Origin of the sequence: Sulfuricella sp. (assembly GCF_035531155.1) — a bacterium.
GTDB lineage: Bacteria > Pseudomonadota > Gammaproteobacteria > Burkholderiales > Sulfuricellaceae > Sulfuricella.
Window position 1 is genome coordinate 12,085 of record NZ_DATKTK010000049.1, and the last position, 23,436, is coordinate 35,520.

Genomic DNA, 23,436 nt, shown 5'->3' on the forward strand with positions numbered 1-23,436 from the left:
TACGGCGGCGGGTCTGCGCCTAGCCTGGCGAAAAAATCCATCCGTTTCATTTGTCACCGTTTTGGTGGAACGGACTGCTAGAAAGGCACGAAAGTGACAGCCGAAAAAAAACCGGCAGCCCCGAACACCGGGGTGGTCAACAAGCGCAAGCTTGAAGAACGCCGTCGATTCCTGCGCTCGATGATTCTGGGCGCGGCGGTGCTGGGCATTTCCACACTGGGCTACATTCCCGTGGCCAGTGCATGGCGCGTGCGCATGCGCCCGCCGGGCGCGCTGGAAGAGTCGGATTTTCTTTCTTCCTGCATCAAGTGCGGGCAGTGCGTCCAGGTTTGCCCGGTGGATGCGATCAAGCTCGACGACATCGACCATGGCTTCGGTGTCGGCGTGCCTTATATCGATTCGCGTAGCCAGGCCTGTGACTTCTCCTGCGATGCCGTGCAGTGCATTTTGGCCTGCCCTACCGGCGCGCTGGTTTACAAGAAACCCGCCTTCATGCCGACGCGCAGCGAGATGAAGTTGGCGAATCCGCCTATCCTGCTCGCCAAGGAAAAAGATCCCGAGCCGACCCTGAATCTCAAGGAGCGCTCCGGACTGGCTGTCCTGGTGCGCCCGGAAAAATGCCTCGCGCGCCAGGGCAAGGGTATCAAAGGGGCGGCTCGGGGGCAGGCGTTCGAGGGCGAGATGCGTTTCATGGAAGTGGACCGCTGGAAACCCATTCCGCTACGCGATCACCCTTATGATCTGGAACTGTGTGACCTGTGCGTACGCACCTGTCCGATCAAGGGGGCGATCTCGCTGGAAAGCGTGGTGGAAAATGGTGTCACTATCAAAACGCCGGTGGTGCATGAACCCTGTGTCGGCTGCGGCGTGTGCGAAATGGTGTGTCCGCCCGAGCCCGCAGCAATCGTGGTGGTAGCGCGCAAAGGCTGGAGCGCCTGATGAACAAATATCTTGAATCGGTGCGGGTAATGCTGGGCGGCGAGCCGCGCAAGCCGGGGCCCGTCGACTACACGGAAGAAGCCAAGACCATCCATTTTTACAAGAAAAGCGAGAAGCAGGATTTCGACGCGCTCAAGCTGGAGGCCCGTGCGCATCAGAAAAAAGCATACTGGCTCAAGCGGCGCTGGATCACGCTGCTCGCGGTCAACCTGCTGTTCACGGTGTCCTTCTGGCTCGATATCCAGATCCTGGAAGGAGCGCTCACCGCCTCGCGCATGCTGGGCTTTCACCTGATCGACCTGAACTCCGCATTGCAAGTGATGCTGGCGCACAAGCACATCATCGTCAACCTGTTCATCGGTACCGGCACGGTCTTCGTCCTGTGGCTGCTGGTGGGCGGACGCACCTTCTGCTCCTGGGTCTGTCCCTACCATTTCCTGGCGGAAAATGCCGAGCGGCTGCACGTGTACCTGGTGGAAAAAAAGAAGATTACCGACCATGCCTTCCATCGTGGCGTGCGCACCGTGTTCTGGGTGCTATTCGCCCTGATGGCGATCGTCACCGGCTATACCGTGTTCGAAACCATCTCGCCAGTCGGCATTTTGAGCCGTGCGCTGATTTATGGCCCAGGGCTCGCGCTGGGATGGGTGGTGTTGCTGCTGCTGTTTGAGGTATTCTACTCGCGGCGTGCATGGTGCCGCTACATCTGCCCGATTGGCCTGACTTACGGCATGGTCGGTGTGTTTTCGCCCTTGCACGTGACCTACAAGCTGGCCAATTGCCATCATGAAGGCGAATGTCGCAAGGTCTGCGAGGTGCCTCATGTGCTGGATTGCGTCATCAAGGGCCGTGCGACGAACGCCCAGCTGGACATCGGTGCCGACTGCACCCGCTGCGGCATGTGCATCGATGTCTGCCCAAGCGGTGCCTTGGCATTCGAGATCAAGGGTCTGAGAAAAATAATGTAGGAATTGAAGCAGAATACTAAAAAATGATCAATTTCAATCACGTTTCAAAGACTTTCAAGCGCAACCAGGTTCTCGATAATATCGATCTGAATATCCAGCTCGGTGAGCGGATTGCCCTGGTTGGCTCCAACGGCGCCGGAAAAACTACCCTGATCCGCTGCCTGCTTGGTGAATACGTCTACGATGGCGAGGTCACGGTAAATGGGCTGGTGCCACGGCGCGAGCGCACCAAGGTGCTGCAAAAGATCGGCTTCGTGCCGCAGTTGCCCCCTCCTCTGAAAATGCCTGTTGGCCAGCTGGTCGGCTTTGCCGCGTCGCTGTGCAACAGCGAGCGGAAGCGCATGGAAAACGTCGCCGCGCGTCTGGGCCTGGATTTCAGCAAAATCACGCACCTGCCTTTCGTCAAACTGTCCGGCGGCATGAAGCAAAAACTTCTGATCTCCATCGCCATGGGGCGCGATACCAATATCCTGGTGATGGACGAACCGGCTGCCAACCTCGACCCCGATGCGCGCCACATTTTTTTCGAGTTGCTGGCGGAGCGGCTGCAAAACACCACCATGCTGATTTCCAGCCACCGTCTGGATGAGGTGGCGCCCCTGGTCAATCGCGTGCTGGAGATGGATCGCGGCAAGGTCGTTCTGGACGACAGGGTGGCAGAAGACGCCTCGCTTTCCGGCAAGCTGGCCTGCCACCTGACGTTGCGCCGTCCCGAGGAGGCCATCGCCAAGGCGTTGACGGGCTGGGGTTTCCGAGACGCCGGTAACGGCACCGAGTGGGAAGGCATGATTGCCGGCCCGGATCGCCTGCGCTTCCTCGGCGTGCTGTCGCGCTATGTCGGGCTACTGACCCAGATTTCCCTGGATGAAATCGAGCGGAGCGTAGGGCAATGATGCGCCTGATGGCAAGAATATTACTGCTGGGTGCGATGGCCTTGTTTTTGGTTGCCTGCTCGCGCGAGCAGGCAACCGGCCCGGTCGAACTCAAGTGGGACCGCGATACCTGCGTTCGCTGCAGCATGGCGATCAGTGACCGGCAGTACGCCGTCCAGGTGCGTGGCGGACCGAAAAAGCAGGTGTTCAAGTTCGATGATATCGGCTGTGCAGTGCACTGGCTCAAGGATCAGCCCTGGGGCAACGATACGGCAATGGAAATCTGGGTGGCGGATTATCGCAGCGGTAAGTGGCTGGATGCCCGTGCCGCCTATTACGTGACCGGCAAGCGCACGCCCATGGGCTACGGTTATGGCGCCACCGACGAAGCGCTAGCCGGCAGCATTGGTTTCGACGAGGCCAGGAAGCAGCTGCTGGCCAAAGATAAATAAATAACGATAAATTCAAAGACCGAATATGAAGCATCTCTGGCTCACCGCTAAACTCGACATCGTGGAATCCCTGCGCGCGCGCTGGTTCATGATTTACTCCCTGGTCTTCGGCGGCATTGTCGCGCTGCTGTTCGCCTTCGGTTTGACCGAGTCGCGCGTGCTCGGCTTCATCGGGCTTTCCCGCCTTCTGGTGACCTACATCCAGCTGTCCATGGCGATCCTGCCGATTTTCGTGCTGATCACTACCGTGCGTTCGGTGGCCGGTGACCGCGAGGCGGGCGTGTTCGAATACCTGCTGTCCCTGCCGGTTTCGCTTTCCGCCTGGTTCTGGGGCAAGATCGTCGGGCGCTACCTGGTGGTGTTCCTGCCGGTGTTTGCAGCGATGGCGGCGGCGGCGGGTTGGGCTATGATCAAGGAAGTCGAGGTGCCGTGGGAGATGTTCCTGTATTACACCGGCCTGCTTGCCGCCATTTCCTGGTGCTTTCTCGGCATCGGCATGCTGATTTCCACGCTGGCACGCTCGATCGACGTTGCCCAGGGTGCGGCTTTTCTGGTTTGGCTGACCATGCTGTTGTTCCTGGATTTGATCCTCCTGGGCATCCTGATTCAGGGGCATATCGCGCCCGAAGTGGTTGTCGCCGTGGCCTTGGCCAATCCGCTACAGGTGTTCCGCACCGCCGCGCTGATGCTGTTTGACCCGCAGCTGGTGGTGATCGGCCCGGCGGCCTACGTTATTTTTGATTATTTCGGCGGCCCGCTGTTCAAGATTTATGCCTTGGTCTACCCGGTGGTGCTGGGCACGGTGGCGGCTACCGGCGGCTTCTTGTTGTTCCGCCGCGGCGATTTGCCCTAAGAGCCTTGCTAGAAAACAAACCGCAAAGACGCGAAGGCGCAAAGAAAAGCTGAACCTTTGCATATCCTTTGCGTCTTCGCCCCTTCGTGGTTAGGATTTTCCCTTCATGCCTGCTGATCTTTCCCATACCTTCGGTTACCAGGACGTAGACCAGGACGAGCGGCGGCGCCGCATCCGCCGGGTGTTCGCCAGTGTCGCCCGGCGCTACGACCTGATGAACGACGTCATGAGCTTTGGCGTCCACCGCCTGTGGAAGCGTTCCCTGGCGCACGCCGCCCATCCTTTGCCGGGGCAGGTCATTGTCGACCTGGCAGGCGGCACCGGGGATGTGGCCAGACTGATGGCCGCTGGCAACCGGCAGGTGATGGTGTGCGACCCGAGCCTGGCGATGATGGGCGTAGGCCGTGAGCGCGGCATCCCCCACGTTGCATGGCTCGCCGGCAGCGGCGAGGGCATTCCACTGGTCTCATCTTCGGTGGACACCATTACCATCGCTTTCGGCATCCGTAACGTCACCAGTCTGGAACACGCGCTAACAGAGGCGTTGCGCGTACTCAAGCCGGGCGGCCGTTTTCTGTGCCTGGAATTTTCCCGCCCGTGGGCCCCGATCAGACCCTTCTACGACCTGTTTTCGTTTGCCGTGATTCCCCGTCTCGGTGCATGGATAGCGCGCGAACCGGAAGCCTATACCTATCTGGTCGAGTCCATCCGCCGTTTCCCCGACCAGGAGGCGTTCAAGAGCGCCATGGAACAGTCCGGATTCGCCGAGGTGAGCTACCGCAACCTGAGCTTCGGCATTGCCTGCCTGCATAGCGCGACGAAAGCCGAATAAACCACCTTGAACCTGCTCGCTTCCTGGGTCAATCGAGTGGCGGCCACCGGCCCCGACGCGGTAGCGCTGGTCCTGCCTGACGAAACCCTGAGCTACCGTCAGCTACTCGATCGCGCGCACACCCTGGCACAACAGCTTGAGTGCACGCAGGGAGCCGTGCTGGCATTGCAAGTCGCATCGATGGCCGAGGTGGCTCTTTCCGCCCATGCCGCTTCCCGGCTTGGCCGTCCATTTTTTCCGCTTAATCCCGCACTTTCTCCGCAGCGCCGCGATGTGTTGCTGCAAACAGCTGGCGGGCCGGTAGCGGATGGCATCGAATTGTTGATCGCGACCAGCGGTACCCAAGGCGAGCCGAAAGCCGTGATGCTGGGTGGTGCGAATTTGCAGGCCGGGGTGCTGGCCTCGCGCAGTCGCCTGCCGCTGCAAGCGGGGGACACCTGGCTGGCCTGTCTGCCGCTCTACCACATCGGCGGCATGGCGATCCTCTACCGTTGCGCCGAGGTCGGTGCGGCGGTGGTGCTGCATGAGGGTTTTGACCCGCAGCGGGTCTGGAATGACCTCGAAAAACACCTTATCACCCATATTTCGCTGGTGCCGGCGATGCTGGCCCGGCTGCTGGATATAGGCCGCGACTCGCCGCCGCCTGCGCTCAAATACGCGCTGATCGGCGGCGGGCCGCTGTCCTCGGCGTTGGCGGAACGTGCCCGCGCTGCAGGCTGGCCGGTATGCGCCAGTTATGGCATGTCCGAGACCGGCTCGCAGGTGGCGACCCTCTGCGATATTCCGCAAGGCTGGGTTCCCGGCCAAGTCGGTTCGCCCTTGCCGGGGTTCGAAGTGGAAGTGGTGGGCGAAGACGGGCGGCCTACCTCCGGCATTGGCCGCATCCGCATCCGCGGGGCTGCGGTCATGGCGGGGTATGCCAGCCCGCAGCGGCAAATGGGGCTGGGGCTCGATCAGGGCTGGTTCACCAGCAGCGATCTGGGTCGTATCGACTTGCAGGGCAACCTGACCGTGCTGGGCCGCCATGACGACATGCTGGTGAGCGGCGGAACCAACGTTCATCCCCAGCAAGTGGAGGAGGTGCTGAAGCGCTGCCCGGGTGTCGCGGATGCCGCACTGACCTCGGTGGCGGATGATGTCTGGGGCGACCTTCTGGTGGCGGCCGTGGTTGCCGAAGCGGACGACGAAGCACTGGAAAAATGGTGCCGCAACGAGTTGACCGGTGCAATGCGCCCGCGGCGCTTTGTCCGCCTCCCAGCGCTGCCCCGCAATACGCTTGGCAAGCTGGACCGGCAGGCGCTGCGCGATTTGGTCAGGCAAAAGTTGGAGTAGAATTAACCTGGAAACTGCAGTTCATTAACCGCAAAGACGCGAAGGCGCAAAGATAGCAGGAGCAAAAAATCCATCGGATTTTCGTCTATCGAATGATTGGACAGATTCCGATAACACATTGTTTTTCTTTGCGCCTCCGCGCCTTTGCGGTTCAACCGCTTTTTTAGAATAAAACATCATGGCACAACCGGCACACCGCACTCCTTCCTTGCTGCAAGCCCTGGAAACGCGCCTTGGCAGCTTGCTGCGCCAGTATGGCGGGGGCAGCGGATTGCTGAGCCTGACGCTGGAGACGCCGGGACTGGCCTTTGACCGATTGCCTGATGGCTTGCACGATTGCAGCTACTGGGCCCGGCCTGCGGACGGCCGTTTCCTGCTCGGCCTGGGCGTGGCGGCCAGCGTCGAGGCACAAGGCGAAGGGCGATTCCGCGCCCTGGATGCCGCCTTCGCTGAATACCGCCGCCTGTGGCAGGCGGTGGATGCGGATGGGCTCGGATTCCAGCCGGCCGTTCTGGCCGGCTTTGCCTTCGGCCAGGAAGGGGCGGGAGATGTGCCCAATTCACGCCTGACGATTCCGACTCTGCTGGTGCAGCGGCATGAAGAAATCTGCGCCATGACTTTCACCTGCGACCGGGGCGGCGCACCGGATGCGGTGCTGGCCGGCTGGATGGCGCTGGCTGGCGAGGTGGTGGCGGCTCTGGATCGAGAGGCTCCCCCTCCGGTTAGCGTTTCTCTGCAGAGGCTTTCCAGCCAGCCCGACGACGCTGTCTGGCTAGCACGGGTGGCGCGCGCAGTGACGGATATCCGTGCCGGAGAACTCGACAAGGTGGTGCTTGCGCGCAGCATCCGCGTCCGTTCAACGCAGCCGTTTGTTCCCGCCGCGCTGATGGCGGCGCTGGCGACGCGCTACCCCGGCTGCATTCATTTCACCCATTTCTTCCCAAGCGGCGGCGTGCTGCTCGGGGCCACGCCGGAGTCGCTGGTATCGCTTGCCGCCGGGCAAGTGGTGAGCGATGCCCTGGCGGGCACCGACTGGCAGTCCGGGCGGCTGGACGACGACAAAAGCCTGCACGAGCACCGCCTGGTAGTGAACGCGATTGTCCGCGCCCTTGAACCGGTATGCGGATTCCTGCAAATTCCTGCCCGACCGAAGGTGTTCGAGCTGCAGGAACTGCGTCACCTGCGCAGCGTGATCCGGGGAGTTGCCGACTCGGGCGTGAGCTTGTTGAATCTGGTCGAGCGGCTTCATCCGACGCCGGCGATAGGCGGTGCTCCCGCCCGGGGCGCGCTGGACTGGCTGGCGCGCCACGGCGAAGCACGGAGAGGCTGGTACAGCGGCGCTACCGGCTGGATAGGATACGATGGTGACGGCGAGTTCGCGGTGGCGCTGCGCTGTGCCTGGCTGGACGGCAAGGAGGCCGAACTGTGTGCCGGTGCGGGCATCGTCGCCGGTTCCGATCCCCGCACCGAGCTGGAAGAAACCGAGGCCAAGCTCAACGCCATGCTGCGTGTGCTGGGAGGACAGGCGTGAGCGAGGTCGCCGCTGCCAACCTACGCTGGGCGATGGCGCTGGTGAATGGCCTGGCTGCGGCAGGAGTGGGGCATGCCGTGATTTCTCCGGGTTCGCGCTCGACACCGCTGGCGCTGGCTTGCCTGCGTCATCCGCACCTGCGCACCTGGATCCAGGTGGATGAGCGCAGCGCGGGTTTTTTTGCGCTCGGCCTGTCCAAAGCTCACCGCCGCCCGGTCGTACTCATCTGCACCTCCGGCTCGGCGCCGGCCAACTGGTTTCCCGCGGTGATCGAAGCCAATCACGGCTTGATTTCCTTGATACTGCTGACCGCCGACCGCCCGCCTGAGCTGCGCGGCTGTGGCGCCAACCAGGCCATCGATCAGGTCAAACTGTTCGGTGATCAGGTGCGCGCCAGCCACGAATTGCCGCCGGCGGAAACGACGGAGGCAACGCTGCAAAATCTGGGCTGGCTGGCTACTCGCGCGGTGGACCAAAGCCGTTGGCCGCTGCCCGGACCGGTGCACATCAATGTGCCGCTGCGCGAGCCGCTGGTGCCTTCGGGCGCCTTGCCGGAATATGCAGTGGCAGCCATGCCGAAAACGGTGAGCTATCCGGCCATGTTGCCGCCATCGGATGAAATCGCCTGCTGGGCTACGGAGCTGTCCGGCAGACCGGGGCTGATCGTGTGCGGCGAGGGCGAGCATCGGGATGGCTTCCCCACTGTGCTGGCGCAACTCGCCGAGCAACTGGCCTGTCCGGTGCTGGCCGATCCGCTGTCCAATCTGCGCTTCGGTGCACATGACCGCTCCCGCATTTTCAGCCGTTACGATGCCTTCCTGCGGCGCCCCAAATTTACCGAAACGCATAGTCCGGAATGGGTGCTGCGCTTCGGCGCCATGCCGGTGTCCAGGCAGTTGCAGAACACCCTGGCGGCCTGCACTGGGGCAAGGCATTTTCTGGTGGAAGCTCACGGGCGCTGGCCCGATCCGCTGCATCTAACCACCCGACTGCTGCGCGCCGATGCCGATGCGGTATGCGCAGCCCTGGTCGCGGCGCGGCCGCTTCCGGCACCCGTTGCGTGGCTGGCGGATTTTGCTGCAGAGGAGCGCTGCGTCGCCGAGTTGGCGCCAGCCTTTGCGAAACCGATCGAGGCCGAGGTGGTGGAATCTCTGCTGCATCAACTTGCGGGGGGGTGTCTGTTCAGCGGCAATTCCATGGCGATTCGCGATCTCGACAGCTTTGCTGCGGGCGGCGAGGCGCTGCTGCGCATCGTCGGCAACCGCGGCGCCAGCGGCATCGATGGCAATGTGTCCACCGCGCTGGGCTTGTGCGCTGCGCTGGGCAAGCCGGTGGTGGCGCTGCTGGGGGATCTGGCTTTCTATCACGACATGAATGGTCTGCTGGCTGCGCGCGGGATGAACATCACCTTTGTCGTGTTGAACAACGGTGGCGGGGGGATATTCAGTTATCTGCCACAGGCCGGTCTGGAGGATTTCGAGCGTGCCTGGCTGACGCCGACCGAGCTGGATTTTTCCCATGCCGCCCGGATGTACGGTCTTGAATACCAGAAGGTGGAATGCGGCGAAGATTTCGACGCCGCGCTCGCGGCGGCGCTGGAGCACGACGGGCCGGATCTGATCGAGGTGACGGTTGACCGGGAAGTCAGCGTCGCCCGCCACAAGGCCTATTGGGCGGCGGTGGCGAGCGGCTGATTATTTGGCGGAACGCAAGCCGAAGCGGAACACGTCCTTCGAGCACACGTCGATGCAGCGCCCGCAGTTGGTGCAGTTGGGCGAGAGGATGGCCGGGCCGACATTCTGTTTCGCCCCCTTCAGCGCCGGCCTGATCACCTGCGGTTCGGGGCAGACTGCGAAGCAGTCCATGCAGTCGTTGCACGCTTCGCGCTTGGCGGCGCTGACCCGCAGCGGGCTCCATTTGCCGAGCAGGCTGTAGAACGCGCCGACCGGGCAGACGTGGCCGCACCAGGCGTTGGCGCTGACGAACAGATCGAGCAGGAACACCGCCAGCACGATCGTCCAGGTCATGCCGATGCCGAAAATCAGGCCGCGGTGGAGCATCGATACCGGGTTGATCAGCTCCCAGGCAATAGTGCCGGTGACGGCCGCCAGCACCATTGTCATTGCCAGCACCCAGTAGCGCAGCTTGCGCGAGATGTGCGCGCCGCCCTTGATGCCGAGGCGACCGCGCAGCCAGGCCGCCGCATCGGTGACCAGATTGACCGGGCAGACCCAGGAACAATAGACGCGCCCCCCGACCAGGAAGTAGAACGCCAGCACGATGGCAACGCCGATCAGCGCCAATTTTTCCGGCATATGGCCGGCCAGCAGCGATTGCAGCAGGACGTAGGGATCGGCCAGAGGCAGGGTGTTGAGCGTCAGGCTGTAGGCGAGGTTGCCCTTGACGATCCACAGGCCGGCGAGCGGTCCGGCCAGGAACAGGGCGAGAATGGCGAGCTGCGAGCTGCGCCGCAGGATCAGCCACTTGTGGCTGGCGAACCAGCCCTTCTCGGCAACCGCTTCGGCGCCGATGGCGCGCGCGCTCATGGGTTATCCTCCGGGCGGCGGGTCGGCATGGTGATGATGTTCTGGTCGTCGATCAGGGACTTGCCGGCCTTCTTCTTTTCTTCCCAGCCCAAGCGGTAGTGGCCGCCGAGTTCGCCTTTGGCGAGCTTGATCGGATAGACCTTGATCGCGGCCTCTTCCAGCACGCACGCCTTTTCGCATTTGCCGCAGCCGGTGCAGGCGTCGGAATGCACCGTCGGCAGGAACATGGCGTGTTTGCTGGTGCGCTGGTTATGCACCGCTTCCAGGGTAATCGCCTTGTCGATCAGCGGGCAGACGCGATAGCAGACGTCGCAGCGCATGCCGAGGAAGTTGAGGCAGGTTTCGTGGTCGACCAGCACCGCCAGCCCCATTTTCGATTTGGTGATATCGGTGAGCTGATGGTCGAGCGCGCCGGTGGGGCAGGCCTTGACGCAGGGAATGTCCTCGCACATTTCGCAGGGCAACTCGCGCGCCACGAAATAAGGCGTGCCGGTGGCGACGTTGTGCTCGGGCTTCGCCAGTTCCAGGATATGGTAGGGGCAGTCGCGCACGCACAGCCCGCAACGGATGCAGGCGCCCTGGAAATCGGCTTCCAATAGTGCGCCGGGCGGACGAATGGCAAGCGGCGGCAGTGCCCTGGATTGCTTGGTATAGAGTGCCAACCCGGTTCCCATCAGGCCGACGGTACAGGCGGTCTTCGCCATGTCGATCAGGAACTGGCGCCGCGAAGCCTGCCTGGCGCCGGGTGTTTTGCCGTGGGTGTCGTTCATTTGCTTGAAACGCTATGCCGCTTCTTCGGTGTCCGGCTCGAAATGATGGTAGACCATAGCGGTGGAGAGTACCCCCGGGGTTTTGCCGATTTCATCGAATATATCCGTGATTTCCCGGTCGCCGGGTTTTTCGATGGTGACGACCATCTTGCCTTCGGCGCTGGCGGCATGGACTTCCACGCCGGGGATTTTCCCCAGCTGGGTGCGAACCCTATCGATTTTGTCCGGACTGGCATGAACCACGATGCCTGAAATGTTCATTGTTGGCCTTTGCGATGATGACAATATTAACTTTAAGCTGTTTGTGGCCAGCTTGCGCCCAAGGTTTTTTTATCGCCTTGACGCAAATCAAAAACGCTTAAATTCTTGTCTGCCTTATCAGTCCGGTCTCAGGCGAGGCCTTGAAAAATCGGGGGTCGTAGGATTCCCTTTAGAATTTGAGGAAATGTTGATCTAAGTCAAGGCCACCATTATTCGAGTGGGGGATTATTTGCACATCGTGTAATCGACACGAGTCGTGGTGTTAAATGCGCTTCCTGTTATTGGAAAGCGCAATGCAATCTTCACTCGTAATAATAGGGGGTTTTGTGATGAAAATGTTTACCGTTTCCGCGCTGGCGTTGGCCATGGCCGGAGTGTTCAATGTAGCATACGCTGCCGATGAGCCAAGCTTGTCGCCGGAAGCCAAGGCTGCGAGCGCGAAGCTTTATTTCGAGCGTTGTGCCGGTTGCCACGGTATTTTGCGCAAGGGGGCCACGGGTAAAAACCTGGAGCCTGCGAATTCCATTAAGCTGGGCCATAACCGCCTGGAGAAGATCATCTCCTACGGTACGGAAGGCGGCATGGTGAACTTCGACGATATCCTCACCAAAGAGGAAATCTCGAACATGGCCACCTACATCCAGCTAACGCCTGATACGCCGCCGGAGTGGGGCATGAAGGACATGATGAACAGCTGGAAGCTGGTCATCAAGCCGGAAGATCGCCCCAAGAAGCCGATGAGCAAGGTCAACCTGAAGAACGTGTTCTCGGTGACGTTGCGTGATACCGGCGAAGTGGCGCTGATCGACGGCGACACCAAGCAAATCTGGGGCATCGTCAAAACCGGTTATGCCGTGCACATTTCCCGCGTGTCCAAGTCCGGTCGCTATGTCTATGTGATCGGCCGCGACGGCAAACTCGACCTGATCGACATGTGGTTCGAGAAACCCACCGTGGTGGCAACCCTGAAGGTCGGCATCGAAGCCCGCTCGGTGGAAACCTCCAAGTTCAAGGGCTACGAGGACAAGTATGCGATCGCCGGTGCCTACTGGCCGCCGCAGTACGTGATTACCGAGGGCGATACGCTGAAGCCGCTGAAGATTGTGTCCACCCGCGGCATGACGGTAGACGGCGAGTACCATCCGGAGCCGCGCGTGGCCTCTATCGTGGCGACCGAGGGAAAACCTGAATGGGTGGTCAACATCAAGGAAACCGGCATGATCAGGCTGGTGGATTACTCGGACATCAAGAACCTGAAGGAAACCACGATCGAATCCGCCAAGTTCCTGCATGACGGCGGCTGGGACTCGACCAAGCGCTATTTCCTGGTGGCGGCAAACACCTCCAACAAGGTGGCGGTGGTGGATACCAAGACCGGCAAGCTGGCTGCGCTGGTGGATACCAAAGCGCGTCCTCACCCTGGCCGTGGCGCAAACTTCGTGCATCCCAAGTTCGGTCCGGTATGGGCGACTTCCCACTTGGGTGCCGACGTGATCACCCTGATCGGAACAGACCCCGTCAAGCACAAGCAGTATGCCTGGAAAGTGGTTCAGGAGCTGAAGAACCACGGCGGCGGCTCGCTATTCGTGAAGACACATCCGAAGTCCAATCACCTTTGGGCAGATGCCCCGCTGAACCCGGAGAAAGATCTGGCCGAGTCGGTGACGGTGTATGACATCAGGAACCTGGATAAGCCGCCGGTTGTCATCAACGTTGCCAAGATGGCTGATTTGCCCGAATCCAAGGCGGTCAAGCGCGTGGTGCAGGCCGAGTACAATGCAGACGGCACTGAAGTCTGGTACTCGATCTGGGCGGGCAAGACCGAACCGTCCGCGATCGTGGTGATAGACGACAAGACGCTCAAGATGAAGGCCGTGATCAAGGATCCGAAGCTGATTACGCCGACCGGCAAATTCAACATCTTGAACACCCAGCACGACATCTATTAATTGTCAGGTTGAACCCGGGGCTGGCACCCCGGGTTTTTCACTCTGACTAGAGTTATTGCTAAATAATATATTGGAACGGTGACAGATTATGATGAAAAATTACACTGGATATGGATTGTTGGCAGTTGGTGCCCTATTCGGCTTTTCTGTTGCAACAGGCGCAAGCGCCGATGTGAGCAAGCTGACCGAGAGTTGTGTCGGCTGTCATGGCAAGGGTGGCTCCAGCACGGAGGCGGCTATTCCGAATATCAGCAGCTATTCAACAGAATATATGACGGGTGCCTTGAAGCTATACAAGAGCAAGGAACGTCCCTGCCCGGAGGTCAAGATTCCTGGCGGTGCCAAGAAGGGCAGCAAATCAGATATGTGTCAGGCGGTCAAGGACTTGAGCGACAGCGATATCAAGCAAGTAGCAGAATATTTTGCCGAGCAGAAATTTGTTCGCACCCCGCAGAAGTTTGATCCGGCATTGGCGAAGAAGGGTAAAGGGCTTCACGATAAGCTTTGCGAAAAATGCCATTCCGAAGGCGGCAGTGTGGCAAGTGACGACTCTGGTATTCTGGCGGGCCAGAAGATGGCTTATCTGGATGAGCAGATCAAGTTCTTTACTGAAGGTAAGCGACCCATGGCCAAAAAGATGAAGCCGAAGCTGGAAGAACTGGACAAGGCCGGTATTGAAGCCGTTATTCATTATTATGGCAGCTTCAAGTAATACGCATGACGCTCGATGACGCCTGGGAAGCGCAAGCATCCCAGGCATATTCGGAAGAAAAATTGAGCCATTGAGAATGGCGCCATATGGCGTGTTCAGTAATATGGCATTTCAACTGGTTGAATGCGGCTGTAGCACTAAATTAAAGGGTTCGGTATGTCGGATGCACAAAATTCTAGAAAAGGCTGGTGGGTGGCGCTGCGTAGCCCTAGCGCCCGTTATTCGTTGTTGACGTTGCTGGGCGGGGGCTTCATTGCGGGTATTGTTTTCTGGGGTGGCTTCAATACCGCGATGGAAGCGACTAATACGCTTGAGTTTTGTCTTTCCTGCCACGAGATGAAGAATACCGTTTATCAGGAATACAAAACAACCATCCATGCCTCGAATCGCACCGGCGTGCGCGCCGTCTGTTCCGATTGCCACGTTCCCAAGGACTGGATTCACAAGATGCAGCGCAAGATTCAGGCGAGCGGGGAAGTATGGGGCAAGCTGACGGGCACCATCGATACCAAGGAAAAATTCGAGGCCAAACGGCTGGAACTGGCGAAGCATGAATGGGCCAGAATGAAGAACTCGGATTCGCGCGAATGTCGCAACTGCCACAGCTACGCGGGGATGAATATGGAGGTGCAGGACAAGATGGCCAAGAAGAAACATACTCAGGCCGCAGAGCCAGGCTCTGGCAAGACTTGTATAGACTGCCATAAGGGCATTGCTCATAAGCTGCCCGAAGGCGCACCCGAATAAAGACTGAGTCGGGTCTGATTCAAAAGCGCCAAGACGGTGTAAATGTTTGAAGGGAAGAAGGGAATATGCCCGGACGACTTGCCTGAATAGTTGATACCCGGGGAGCTCTTGCTCCCCGATGCATTCTTGAGAGGCAGAATTTAAGTAATCTTGTTCAATGGTTGTGAAATCAATTGTGATAAAGGGAATGCGATGATCAAGCCTGTGATTGCTGTTTCTGCATTAAGTCTGGCCATGGCGGGTGCCATTGGGCCTGTATTCGCCGCCGATGTGGGCCAGGCGCCAGCCAAGAAAATTGTCGTATTTTACCCGGGTAGTTCGGGTATGGAGTGGATATTGACGGGCACCGAACATGGGGGCGCAAAGGCCGTCAAAAAGGGCGAGCCGTGCACGGGCTGTCATGTCGATGAGAAAACCGGGATGAACGAGTCGGCCGAAATCGGAGCAAAAATTCTTTCCGGGGCAAAATCCAAGAACACGGCACTTGAGCCCGACCCTATCAAGGGCAAGCCGGGCAGCATCCCGGTGAGCGTGCAAGCCTCTCATGATGCTGATAACCTGTATCTACGCTTCACCTGGAAGAATACCGGCTTTCATAGCGGCAACAAGATGGATCCTGACAACCCCCTCAAGCTGGCGGTCATGCTGGAAGAGATCGGCAAGGTCGAGCTTGATTCCACGGGAGGGTGCTGGGCAACTTGTCATAACGATGTGCGCACCATGCCCGGTGTTAAGGATGACAAGAAAACCAAATATGTTAAAGACGGTAATTTGGCTGCAGGCAAGTTCTTCGATATTTTTCAGTTCAGGAGCGGCAGTGGACAAAAGATGGCCGATGGACATATCGCAGACAAGCGCGTGATGGAAGGTGGGAAGGCGCTGCAGGAAGCCAAGGGTGAGTTGAGTGGCGATACCTGGACGGTTAATTTTACGCGCAGGCTCAAAGGCGGTGATGGCGACGTGGCGCTACAGCCAGGCAAGGAATACAATTTCGGCTTCGCCATTCATGATGACTATACCGTAGGCCGTTACCACTATGTCTCATTCGGATACACGCTCGGCCTGGATAATGCAGGCGCCAGTATCAACGCAGTAAAACAATAATTCAAGCACGGGCGGGGCAGGCCCCGCCCGCATTCACGCAGTAGTATTCAAGAAAAGGGGATGCGGCCCGCGCCGTTGCAGGTGTTTTCTTTTTTTGCGAAGAGAGGTGAATGACGATGAATTCCATAGCGATTCGAATGTTCAAGATTGCGGCTTCCGCCGCACTTGTTTTGACGGTTGGCCTGGCTCATGCGGGCGAGGTTGTCGAGGTCAGCATCGAGAAAATGAAGTTCGAGCCGCAGCAGATCAAAATCAAGCCGGGCGCCACGGTAAAGTGGGTCAATAATGAGAAACGCAACAACCATTCCGTCTGGTTTCAGAAAGAGGGCTTCCCGGAGTCCGAACGGTTTTTTCCTGGAGAGTCCTGGCAGCGCACTTTTGATAAACCGGGTGTTTACCCTTACCTTTGCGGACCTCATCCTGAAATGACCGGAGTCGTGGAAGTTGCCGAATAGATTTTCCCGGATTTGCCGGATCAGCGGGTTATTGCTCTCGGTGGTTTTCCCCGGCATGGTCTTTGCCGATTTGCCTTCTCCCGCGCGCCAAGCGGAGTTACTTAATCTGGTGCGCCAGGATTGCGGTTCCTGCCACGGGCTGCGGCTTGAGGGCGGGCTCGGTCTGCCGCTTACCCCGCAAGCGCTCAGGGAAAAATCTCCCGAGGTGCTGAAGCAGACCATCCTGCATGGGCGCGGCGGCACGCCGATGCCGCCGTGGAACCCGTTCCTGACCGAGGCTGAGGCCAGCTGGATAGTCGATATTCTGTTGAAGGGACTACCCGATGCACATTAATTCCTTTTTTGTCGCCAATTTCCACGAATTTTCACGAAATGATTCAGGTCGATTCGTGTTCGTTCGTGGCCTGCTCTTGTTTCTTACCGTTTTCGGTCTTGCCGGCTGCGCCACTCCGCAACTGCGCGGCACCGGCGACCTTGGGGTGGTCATCGAGCGCGCCGCAGGCAGCATCCAGGTGGTGGAAACCACTCGCCGCACCCGGCTTGGCCAAATTGTCGGCCTGGGTGACTTGTCCCATGCCTCGGTCAATTATTCTCGCGACGAGCGCTATGCTTTCGTGTTCGGCCGCGACGGCGGGTTGACCAAGGTGGATTTGCTTGAAATGCGTATCGTCAAGCGCGTGATGCAGTCGGGCAACAGCATCGGTGGCGCGATTTCCCAGGACGGCAAACTGATCGCGGCGGCGAACTACACGCCCGGCGGCGTCAAAGTGTTCGATGCAGAAACGCTCGACTTGGTGGCTGACATTCCCGCTATCGACGATGCGGGCAAGCCCTCCAAGGTGATTGGGCTGGTGGATGCGCCCGGCAACCGGTTTGTGTGGAGCCTGTTCGAGGCGGGTGAAATCTGGGTGGGCGACCTGCGCGACCCGGCTAGACCAAAACTCACCAAGTTTAAGAATATCGGCAAGGAGCCCTACGACGCCATGATTACCGCCGACGGGCGCTATTATCTGGCCGGGCTGTTCGGCGAGGATGGGTTGGCATTGCTGGATTTGTGGAATGTGGCGGCCGGCGTGAAAAGGGTGCTGAACGGTTACGGCAAGGGTGAGCAGAAGCTGCCGGTGTACAAGATGCCGCACCTCGAAGGTTGGGCGGCGACCGGCAATGAATTGCTGGTGCCGGCGGTGGGGCGACATGAAGTTCTGGTCATTGACCAGAACAAATGGACCGAGGCCGGGCGCATTCCCGTCCACGGCCAGCCGGTGTTCGTCGTGGCGCGCCCGGATAATCGCCAGGTATGGGTCAATTTCGCTTTTCCGCACAACGAGGTAGTGCAGGTGATCGATGTGCCGAGCCGCACTATTGTTAAGACATTGAAACCGGGCAAGGGTGTGTTGCACCTTGAATTCACCCCCAGGGGCGAACAGGTTTGGGTGTCGGTGCGCGACGAGAATCGGGTGGAGATTTACGATGCCGAAACCTTCGAAAAAATCGGTGAGTTGCCGGCCGACAAGCCCAGCGGCATTTTCTTTACGCCGCGCGCCCACCGCATCGGTCTGTGAGTGACCGAATAACCGGAAACTTGACCTAGAGCAAGGCTAGCCCTGAATGGGTAGTGCACACTGCTTTCATCCTGTTGCCGGCGAGGCCCTAAAATGACGGAGCTCGAACTTCATCTGCTCAACGATTTCCAGCGCGATTTTCCGCTGGTGCCGGCGCCGTTCGGCGTGCTGGCCGGACGTTTGGGGGTAAGTGAAGCCGATGTGCTGGAAACGCTAATTCAGCTTCAGGCGCGTGGTGCGGTGAGCCGGGTTGGTGCGGTGTTCAGACCGCATAGCATCGGCTCCAGCGCGCTTGCCGCGCTCGCCGTTCCTGCGGCGGAGCTCGATGAAGTGGCGCAGCTGGTGAACGGCTACGCCGAAGTGAATCACAACTACGAACGCGAGCACCACTATAACCTTTGGTTCGTCGTCGCCGCCGCCGACGAGGCGCGGGTGCGCGAGGTACTGGGCGAGATTGAGCATCGTACCGGCTGCCCGCTCCTGCATTTGCCGATGCTTGAAGACTATCACATCGATCTCGGCTTCGACTTGGTCCAGCCGCATCAGGGGCAACGTAGCGCTACCGCGAGGCGTGCCCCCTCCCCGTCGGATACGCTGCACCGGGCGGCTGTGCCGCAGCCATCCGAAACTGCGCTGATTGGCGCGGTCCAGCAAGGACTGCCGCTGGTGCCGCGTCCCTACGCGGAAATCGGGGCGAGCATTAACCTCACCGAGAGCGAAGTGATCGCCGGGCTCGCGCACTTGGCGGAACAGGGCATCATCAAGCGCATGGGGGTGGTGGTGCGCCACCATGAGCTCGGCTATCGCGCCAACGCGATGGTGGTATGGGACATTCCCGACGACCGGGTCAGTGCGCTGGGGCACTGCATCGGCAAGTTCGATTTTGTCACACTGTGCTACCGGCGGCCGCGGCGTTTGCCGGCCTGGCGCTATAACCTGTTTTCCATGATTCATGGCCAGAACCGCGACGAAGTGCTGAGCCTCGTGGCTCAGTTGAAGGAGCGGTGCGGCCTGCAGGATATCGCCCACGAAGTATTGTTCAGCCGTCGCCGCTTCAAGCAATGCGGTGCCCGCTACGTGGCAGATTCTGCCCCGGAGCAGGCTACCCTGCGCAACGTGGCCAGCGGGAGCTGAATATTCCGATGGATGAGTTGGACCGGGCAATCATCAATTCCCTGCAGGGCGGCTTCCCTGTCTGCGACCGCCCCTTTGCCGAGGTCGCGGCGCGGCTCCAGACCACCGAGCCGGAGCTGATTTCAAGAATTGACCAGCTTCTGAAGCAAGGAATTCTATCCCGCTTCGGCCCGATGTACCATGCGGAGCGCATGGGCGGAAGCCTGAGCCTGGCAGCGATGAAAATCCCGGAGTCCGATTTCGAGCGGGTGGCGGCAATCGTCAACGCGATGCCACAGGTCGCGCATAATTATGCGCGCGACCATGTGCTCAGTATGTGGTTCGTGCTCGCCACCGAAACACCCCAGGATCATGCGGAGGCGCTCAGGAAGATCGAACAGGAAACTGGTTATCCGGTCTATGACATGCCCAAGATCAAGGAGTATTTTGTCGGACTGAGGCTGGCGGTATGACACTCGAAGCCCCACTCGACGAGATCGACCGCCGTATTGTCCTGGCCACCCAGTCCGGCCTGCCCTTGGAGCCGCAGCCTTATCACGCGGTTGCCCGGCAGGTTGGGATTTCCCCCGAAGAGGTGATGGCGCGTATGCGCCGCATGCTCGAAACCGGCATGATCCGCCGTATCGGTGCGGTGCCCAATCATTACGCCCTGGGCTACAAGGCGAATGGCATGACGGTGTGGGATGTCCCCGATGAGAAGGTGGACGAACTGGGTGAACGGGTCGGCGCGCTGGATTTTGTCAGCCACTGCTATCATCGCCCGCGTCATCTGCCGGATTGGCCTTATAATTTTTTTGCCATGGTGCACGGCCATGACCGTGGTGAGGTGGAGGAGCAGGTACGCCGTATCGCAGAATTGCTCGGCGACGCCGACCGTGGCCATGAGATTCTTTACAGCACGCGCATCCTGAAGAAAACCGGGTTGCGGATAAGCGGGTGAGGAGTAATGAATCAAGAGTGATGAGTGAAGGGCGGTTTGTACCCATCGCCCCTTACTCATCACCCACTACCAGAGGTTAACTATGTTTCGTATTTCCCAATTCATGCAGGAAATTGCCCAGCCCACGCCACTCGGGTCGAAGCGCAATCCGCCCGGGCCGGTGGTGATCTGGAATTTGATCCGGCGCTGCAACCTGACCTGCAAGCACTGCTATTCGATTTCGGCGGACAAGGATTTTCCCGGCGAGTTGTCCACCGCGGAAGTTTTTACCGTGATGGACGATCTCAAGCACTTCCGAGTGCCGGTGCTGATCCTGTCGGGCGGCGAGCCGCTGCTGCGCCCGGATATTTTCGAGATTGCCCTCCGTGCAAAAGAGCTGGGATTCTATGTGGGTCTGTCGAGCAACGGCACGCTGATCGACGAAAGTAACATCGACCGCATCGCTGCGGTGGGGTTCGACTACGTCGGAGTGAGCCTGGACGGCATTCAGGAAACCCACGACAAATTCCGCCGCATGGCGGGTGCGTTCGACAAATCCATGCACGGCATCCGCCTGTGCAAGTTGCGCGGCATCAAGGTCGGCATCCGTTTCACTCTGACCCAGGATAATGCGCACGATTTGCCAGGCTTGCTGCAATTGATGGAAGAAGAAGATCTGGACAAGTTTTACCTGTCGCACCTCAACTATGCCGGCCGGGGCAACAAGAACCGCAAGGACGATGCATTCCATCAGACCACCCGGCAGGCGATGGACCTGTTGTTCGATACTTGCTGGCGTTACCAGAAAGAGGGCCGGCATAAGGAATTTGTCACCGGCAACAACGATGCCGACGGGGCCTATCTGCTGTTCTGGGTGCGGCGAAATTTCCCGCAGCTTGAAGAACATGTCCGCGCCAAGCTGGCGCAGTGGGGCGGCAATTCCTCCGGCGTCAACGTCGCCAATATCGACAATCTGGGGAATGTCCATCCCGATACCATGTGGTGGAACTACAATCTCGGCAATGTGCTCGAGCGGCCGTTCTCGGAAATCTGGATGGACACCTCCGACCCTATCATGGCCGGGCTGAAGGCGCATCCGCGCAAGGTCGGCGGGCGCTGCGGCGCATGCCGGCATTTCGATATCTGCGGCGGCAACACCCGGGTACGTGCCTGGCAGGTGAGCGGCGACCCGTGGGCGGAAGACCCCGCCTGCTATCTGGATGATGATGAAATCGGCATCGCTGTTGAGGCGGCTACTGAAAGTTGAAAATGATCAAAAAATCTCTGTGTCTCTGTGTCTCTGTGGCGGGTTTGTTCTTGGCGTTTGCCGCCTACGCCGGTCAGCCGGTTGAAAAAAACTACGCCGACCACTGCGCTTCTTGCCACGGCGCAGAGCGCCTGGGCGGCGCCGGGCCGGCGCTGCTGCCGGAGAATCTGGAGCGCCTGCGCCGGCCCGAGGCGTTCAAGACCATTGCCGAAGGGCGCATCGCCAGCCAAATGGCGGGCTTCGCCGACAAGCTCGCCAAGGACGAGATCCAGGCGCTGGTGGGCTTGATCTACCAGCCGTTGGCCAAGGCGCCGGTGTGGGGCGCGGACGAGATCATTACCTCGCATCTCCAGCACGTCACCGAGGCTCTGCCGGATAAGCCGGTATTCGACGCCGACCCGCTTAACCTCTTTGTGGTGGTGGAAGTGGGCGATCACCACGCCACCATCCTGGATGGCGACAAGTTCGAACCGATCCACCGTTTCCAGACCCGCTTCGCCCTGCACGGCGGGCCCAAGTTCTCCCCGGATGGCCGCTTTGTGTATTTCGCCTCGCGCGACGGTTGGGTCAGCAAGTTCGATATCTACAACCTGAAAACCGTGGCGGAGGTGCGCGCCGGCATCAACACCCGCAACATCGCCGTTTCCGGCGATGGCAAGACGGTGCTGGTGGGCAATTACCTGCCTCATTCGCTGGTGCTGCTGAATGCTGAGGATCTTACCCTGATCAAGGTGATTCCAACTGCCGATCGGTCCGGCAAGACTTCACGGGTTTCCGCGGTGTACCAGGCCGAACCGCGCGGCAGCTTCGTCGCGGCGCTGAAGGATGTGAAGGAGGTGTGGGAGATTCCCTACGGGGATAAGGATTTTCCGGTGCGGCGCATCGCCGTGGATAACTATCTGGATGACTTCTTTTTCGATCAGACCTACCGCCACCTGATCGGCGCATCGCGGGACGGGCAGAAGGGGCAGGTGATCGATCTCGATTCCGGCAAGAAAGTGGCGGAAATCGATTTGCCGGGCATGCCCCACCTGGGTTCCGGCATTACTTGGGAGTATCAGGGTCGTCCGGTGATGGCGACGCCCAATTTGAAAGAAGCGCTGGTGAGCGTGATCGACATGACCACCTGGCAGACGGTGAAGCAAATCAAGACAATCGGCCCCGGCTTCTTCATGCGCAGCCATGAAAACACGCCCTATGCCTGGACCGACGGCTTCAGTAGCGGCAACCCGGCCAGTCGTGACGCGATGACGCTGATCGACAAGCGCACCCTGGAAGTAGTGAAAATTCTTCGCCCGATTCCGGGCAAGACGGCGGCGCACGTGGAATTCACCCGCGACGGCAAATATGCGCTGGTCAGCGTGTGGGAGATGGATGGCGCGCTGGTGATCTACGATGCGGCCACCCTCAGAGAGGTCAAGCGACTGCCGATGAAGAAACCATCCGGCAAGTATAACGTCTACAATAAGATTACTCGCTCAGCCGGGACCAGCCACTGATTTACTGCTGGCCGTAGGCGCGGAGTTTGCCCATATCCAGGATGGTTACGTCCTTGCCTTTGACATTGATCAGACCGGCTGCGGACAAGTCGTGCAGGACCCGGGAAAAGGTTTCCGGCGAGATGTTGAGGCGCGAGGCGATCACGGTTTTGCTGGCGGTTAGATTGACGTGTAGATCCTTGCAGCTGTCAGGATTGTCGCAGTCATGTTGCAGCAGGTAGCCGATTACTCGCTGGGTGCAGGAGCGCAAGCTGTAGGCTTCAACATCGCCGATCAGGCTGTGCAGCCTGCTGCTTAGCCCGGCCAGCATCTTGCGGCAGAAAATCGGATCGCGCTCGATTCCATCGAACACGGCCGTTTTGGAAATATGCAGCAGCAGGGAATCGGCCAGAGCCTGGGCATAGACCGGGTAAGGCATGCCCATGAACATCACCGCTTCCCCGAAGGTTTTGCCGGGGCCAACCAGATGCACCACCTTTTCCACTCCCTGCGGCGATGAGAATGCCAGCTTCAACTGGCCGTGAACCACGACGTAAAAGCCCTGGGACGGATCACCCCGCTGAAACACTATTTCCCCGCGCGTAGTGTGCAATTCCCTGGTGTTTTGCGCGATCCGGCCGATTTCTTCCGGGCCCATTTGCTTGAACAGGGGGAGATTGGCCAGAATTGCGTGAACCTTGGTGATGCTCAAATCATTTCCTCTCGGGAGTCGGTCAGTATCGCTGCGGGGTA

Annotated in this window: 25 protein-coding genes; 21 read left to right on the plus strand and 4 right to left on the minus strand. The window is 59.6% G+C overall.

Going from position 1 to position 23,436, the window contains the following annotated elements:
* The first annotated feature begins 93 nt into the window (after positions 1–93).
* From VMV64_RS10455 to menD, 9 genes are all read left to right on the plus strand, one after another.
* Positions 94–939, plus strand: coding sequence for a 4Fe-4S dicluster domain-containing protein (locus tag VMV64_RS10455; protein WP_325330011.1), 846 nt, complete (start codon positions 94–96; stop codon positions 937–939).
* The gene (locus tag VMV64_RS10460) at positions 939–1,907 is read left to right on the plus strand and encodes a NapH/MauN family ferredoxin-type protein (protein WP_325330014.1); all 969 of its coding nucleotides are present in this window, start codon (positions 939–941) and stop codon (positions 1,905–1,907) included. Before VMV64_RS10455 ends, VMV64_RS10460 begins: the two co-directional genes overlap by 1 nt.
* A gap of 23 nt (positions 1,908–1,930) precedes the next feature.
* On the plus strand, positions 1,931–2,800 hold the full coding sequence (locus tag VMV64_RS10465) for an ABC transporter ATP-binding protein (RefSeq protein ID WP_325330022.1): 870 nt from the start codon (positions 1,931–1,933) through the stop codon (positions 2,798–2,800).
* 8 nt (positions 2,801–2,808) lie between these two features.
* Entirely contained in the window at positions 2,809–3,231 is a 423-nt protein-coding gene (locus VMV64_RS10470) for a nitrous oxide reductase accessory protein NosL (protein ID WP_325330024.1), read from the plus strand.
* A gap of 25 nt (positions 3,232–3,256) precedes the next feature.
* Positions 3,257–4,084 (plus strand): ABC transporter permease, encoded by an 828-nt coding sequence (locus tag VMV64_RS10475; RefSeq protein WP_325330026.1) that lies wholly within the window; start codon positions 3,257–3,259, stop codon positions 4,082–4,084.
* Between the two features lie 106 nt (positions 4,085–4,190).
* Complete coding sequence (locus VMV64_RS10480; RefSeq protein WP_325330028.1) at positions 4,191–4,916, plus strand: class I SAM-dependent methyltransferase; 726 nt, start codon at positions 4,191–4,193, stop codon at positions 4,914–4,916.
* A gap of 6 nt (positions 4,917–4,922) precedes the next feature.
* The gene (locus tag VMV64_RS10485) at positions 4,923–6,248 is read left to right on the plus strand and encodes a class I adenylate-forming enzyme family protein (protein WP_325330030.1); all 1,326 of its coding nucleotides are present in this window, start codon (positions 4,923–4,925) and stop codon (positions 6,246–6,248) included.
* Between the two features lie 178 nt (positions 6,249–6,426).
* On the plus strand, positions 6,427–7,779 hold the full coding sequence (locus VMV64_RS10490; RefSeq protein ID WP_325330032.1) for an isochorismate synthase: 1,353 nt from the start codon (positions 6,427–6,429) through the stop codon (positions 7,777–7,779).
* On the plus strand, positions 7,776–9,473 hold the full coding sequence (gene menD, locus VMV64_RS10495) for a 2-succinyl-5-enolpyruvyl-6-hydroxy-3-cyclohexene-1-carboxylic-acid synthase (RefSeq protein ID WP_325330034.1): 1,698 nt from the start codon (positions 7,776–7,778) through the stop codon (positions 9,471–9,473). Before VMV64_RS10490 ends, menD begins: the two co-directional genes overlap by 4 nt.
* Here menD and napH read toward each other — a convergent pair whose 3' ends face one another.
* Genes napH through VMV64_RS10510 form a run of 3 tightly spaced genes read right to left on the minus strand, consistent with a single transcriptional unit; the run spans position 9,474 to position 11,356 of the window.
* A complete protein-coding gene (napH, locus tag VMV64_RS10500; RefSeq protein ID WP_325330036.1) occupies positions 9,474–10,325 on the minus strand; it encodes a quinol dehydrogenase ferredoxin subunit NapH in 852 nt (283 codons plus the stop codon).
* Positions 10,322–11,095, minus strand: coding sequence for a ferredoxin-type protein NapG (gene napG, locus VMV64_RS10505; protein WP_325330038.1), 774 nt, complete (start codon positions 11,093–11,095; stop codon positions 10,322–10,324). Before napG ends, napH begins: the two co-directional genes overlap by 4 nt.
* 12 nt (positions 11,096–11,107) lie before the next feature.
* Positions 11,108–11,356 carry a chaperone NapD gene (locus VMV64_RS10510; protein WP_325330040.1) on the minus strand — a complete coding sequence of 83 codons (249 nt, stop codon included), beginning with the start codon at positions 11,354–11,356 and terminating at the stop codon, positions 11,108–11,110.
* A gap of 329 nt (positions 11,357–11,685) precedes the next feature.
* Between VMV64_RS10510 and VMV64_RS10515 the strand changes: the two genes are divergently transcribed.
* The 12 genes from VMV64_RS10515 to VMV64_RS10570 all read left to right on the plus strand — a co-directional run bounded on the left by VMV64_RS10515 (position 11,686) and on the right by VMV64_RS10570 (position 22,704).
* Entirely contained in the window at positions 11,686–13,305 is a 1,620-nt protein-coding gene (locus tag VMV64_RS10515; RefSeq protein ID WP_325330042.1) for a cytochrome D1 domain-containing protein, read from the plus strand.
* A gap of 88 nt (positions 13,306–13,393) precedes the next feature.
* Positions 13,394–14,017 (plus strand): c-type cytochrome, encoded by a 624-nt coding sequence (locus VMV64_RS10520; protein WP_325330044.1) that lies wholly within the window; start codon positions 13,394–13,396, stop codon positions 14,015–14,017.
* 156 nt (positions 14,018–14,173) lie between these two features.
* Positions 14,174–14,764 (plus strand): NapC/NirT family cytochrome c, encoded by a 591-nt coding sequence (locus VMV64_RS10525; RefSeq protein WP_325330046.1) that lies wholly within the window; start codon positions 14,174–14,176, stop codon positions 14,762–14,764.
* Between the two features lie 192 nt (positions 14,765–14,956).
* Positions 14,957–15,868: an ethylbenzene dehydrogenase-related protein gene (locus VMV64_RS10530; protein ID WP_325330048.1), complete on the plus strand. Its 912-nt coding sequence runs from the start codon at positions 14,957–14,959 to the stop codon at positions 15,866–15,868.
* A gap of 110 nt (positions 15,869–15,978) precedes the next feature.
* On the plus strand, positions 15,979–16,323 hold the full coding sequence (locus VMV64_RS10535) for a cupredoxin domain-containing protein (RefSeq protein WP_325330050.1): 345 nt from the start codon (positions 15,979–15,981) through the stop codon (positions 16,321–16,323).
* A complete protein-coding gene (locus VMV64_RS10540; protein ID WP_325330052.1) occupies positions 16,313–16,657 on the plus strand; it encodes a cytochrome c in 345 nt (114 codons plus the stop codon). Before VMV64_RS10535 ends, VMV64_RS10540 begins: the two co-directional genes overlap by 11 nt.
* Positions 16,647–17,885: a cytochrome D1 domain-containing protein gene (locus VMV64_RS10545; protein WP_325330054.1), complete on the plus strand. Its 1,239-nt coding sequence runs from the start codon at positions 16,647–16,649 to the stop codon at positions 17,883–17,885. Before VMV64_RS10540 ends, VMV64_RS10545 begins: the two co-directional genes overlap by 11 nt.
* A gap of 93 nt (positions 17,886–17,978) precedes the next feature.
* Positions 17,979–19,019, plus strand: a complete 1,041-nt coding sequence (locus VMV64_RS10550; protein WP_325330056.1) for an Lrp/AsnC family transcriptional regulator — start codon at positions 17,979–17,981, stop codon at positions 19,017–19,019.
* Between the two features lie 8 nt (positions 19,020–19,027).
* Positions 19,028–19,471 carry an Lrp/AsnC family transcriptional regulator gene (locus VMV64_RS10555; protein ID WP_325330058.1) on the plus strand — a complete coding sequence of 148 codons (444 nt, stop codon included), beginning with the start codon at positions 19,028–19,030 and terminating at the stop codon, positions 19,469–19,471.
* Positions 19,468–19,959 (plus strand): AsnC family transcriptional regulator, encoded by a 492-nt coding sequence (locus VMV64_RS10560; RefSeq protein ID WP_325330060.1) that lies wholly within the window; start codon positions 19,468–19,470, stop codon positions 19,957–19,959. Before VMV64_RS10555 ends, VMV64_RS10560 begins: the two co-directional genes overlap by 4 nt.
* Before the next feature lie 82 nt (positions 19,960–20,041).
* Positions 20,042–21,205 (plus strand): heme d1 biosynthesis radical SAM protein NirJ, encoded by a 1,164-nt coding sequence (gene nirJ / locus VMV64_RS10565; RefSeq protein ID WP_325330062.1) that lies wholly within the window; start codon positions 20,042–20,044, stop codon positions 21,203–21,205.
* A gap of 2 nt (positions 21,206–21,207) precedes the next feature.
* Entirely contained in the window at positions 21,208–22,704 is a 1,497-nt protein-coding gene (locus VMV64_RS10570) for a cytochrome D1 domain-containing protein (RefSeq protein ID WP_325330064.1), read from the plus strand.
* A gap of 1 nt (position 22,705) precedes the next feature.
* Here VMV64_RS10570 and VMV64_RS10575 read toward each other — a convergent pair whose 3' ends face one another.
* Positions 22,706–23,395 carry a Crp/Fnr family transcriptional regulator gene (locus VMV64_RS10575; RefSeq protein WP_325330066.1) on the minus strand — a complete coding sequence of 230 codons (690 nt, stop codon included), beginning with the start codon at positions 23,393–23,395 and terminating at the stop codon, positions 22,706–22,708.
* Positions 23,396–23,436: the final 41 nt, after the last annotated feature.

Excerpts from the sequence above, each read along its gene's own strand:
- VMV64_RS10460 (WP_325330014.1), top strand. The coding sequence starts at position 939 with ATGAACAAATATCTTGAATCGGTGCGGGTAATGCTGGGCGGCGAGCCG.
- VMV64_RS10465 (WP_325330022.1), top strand. The coding sequence starts at position 1,931 with ATGATCAATTTCAATCACGTTTCAAAGACTTTCAAGCGCAACCAGGTT.
- VMV64_RS10470 (WP_325330024.1), top strand. The coding sequence starts at position 2,809 with ATGGCAAGAATATTACTGCTGGGTGCGATGGCCTTGTTTTTGGTTGCC.
- VMV64_RS10475 (WP_325330026.1), top strand. The coding sequence starts at position 3,257 with ATGAAGCATCTCTGGCTCACCGCTAAACTCGACATCGTGGAATCCCTG.
- VMV64_RS10480 (WP_325330028.1), top strand. The coding sequence starts at position 4,191 with ATGCCTGCTGATCTTTCCCATACCTTCGGTTACCAGGACGTAGACCAG.
- VMV64_RS10490 (WP_325330032.1), top strand. The coding sequence starts at position 6,427 with ATGGCACAACCGGCACACCGCACTCCTTCCTTGCTGCAAGCCCTGGAA.
- napH (WP_325330036.1), bottom strand. The coding sequence starts at position 10,325 with ATGAGCGCGCGCGCCATCGGCGCCGAAGCGGTTGCCGAGAAGGGCTGG.
- napG (WP_325330038.1), bottom strand. The coding sequence starts at position 11,095 with ATGAACGACACCCACGGCAAAACACCCGGCGCCAGGCAGGCTTCGCGG.
- VMV64_RS10510 (WP_325330040.1), bottom strand. The coding sequence starts at position 11,356 with ATGAACATTTCAGGCATCGTGGTTCATGCCAGTCCGGACAAAATCGAT.
- VMV64_RS10515 (WP_325330042.1), top strand. The coding sequence starts at position 11,686 with ATGAAAATGTTTACCGTTTCCGCGCTGGCGTTGGCCATGGCCGGAGTG.
- VMV64_RS10520 (WP_325330044.1), top strand. The coding sequence starts at position 13,394 with ATGATGAAAAATTACACTGGATATGGATTGTTGGCAGTTGGTGCCCTA.
- VMV64_RS10525 (WP_325330046.1), top strand. The coding sequence starts at position 14,174 with ATGTCGGATGCACAAAATTCTAGAAAAGGCTGGTGGGTGGCGCTGCGT.
- VMV64_RS10530 (WP_325330048.1), top strand. The coding sequence starts at position 14,957 with ATGATCAAGCCTGTGATTGCTGTTTCTGCATTAAGTCTGGCCATGGCG.
- VMV64_RS10535 (WP_325330050.1), top strand. The coding sequence starts at position 15,979 with ATGACGATGAATTCCATAGCGATTCGAATGTTCAAGATTGCGGCTTCC.
- VMV64_RS10545 (WP_325330054.1), top strand. The coding sequence starts at position 16,647 with ATGCACATTAATTCCTTTTTTGTCGCCAATTTCCACGAATTTTCACGA.
- VMV64_RS10550 (WP_325330056.1), top strand. The coding sequence starts at position 17,979 with ATGACGGAGCTCGAACTTCATCTGCTCAACGATTTCCAGCGCGATTTT.
- VMV64_RS10555 (WP_325330058.1), top strand. The coding sequence starts at position 19,028 with ATGGATGAGTTGGACCGGGCAATCATCAATTCCCTGCAGGGCGGCTTC.
- VMV64_RS10560 (WP_325330060.1), top strand. The coding sequence starts at position 19,468 with ATGACACTCGAAGCCCCACTCGACGAGATCGACCGCCGTATTGTCCTG.
- nirJ (WP_325330062.1), top strand. The coding sequence starts at position 20,042 with ATGTTTCGTATTTCCCAATTCATGCAGGAAATTGCCCAGCCCACGCCA.
- VMV64_RS10570 (WP_325330064.1), top strand. The coding sequence starts at position 21,208 with ATGATCAAAAAATCTCTGTGTCTCTGTGTCTCTGTGGCGGGTTTGTTC.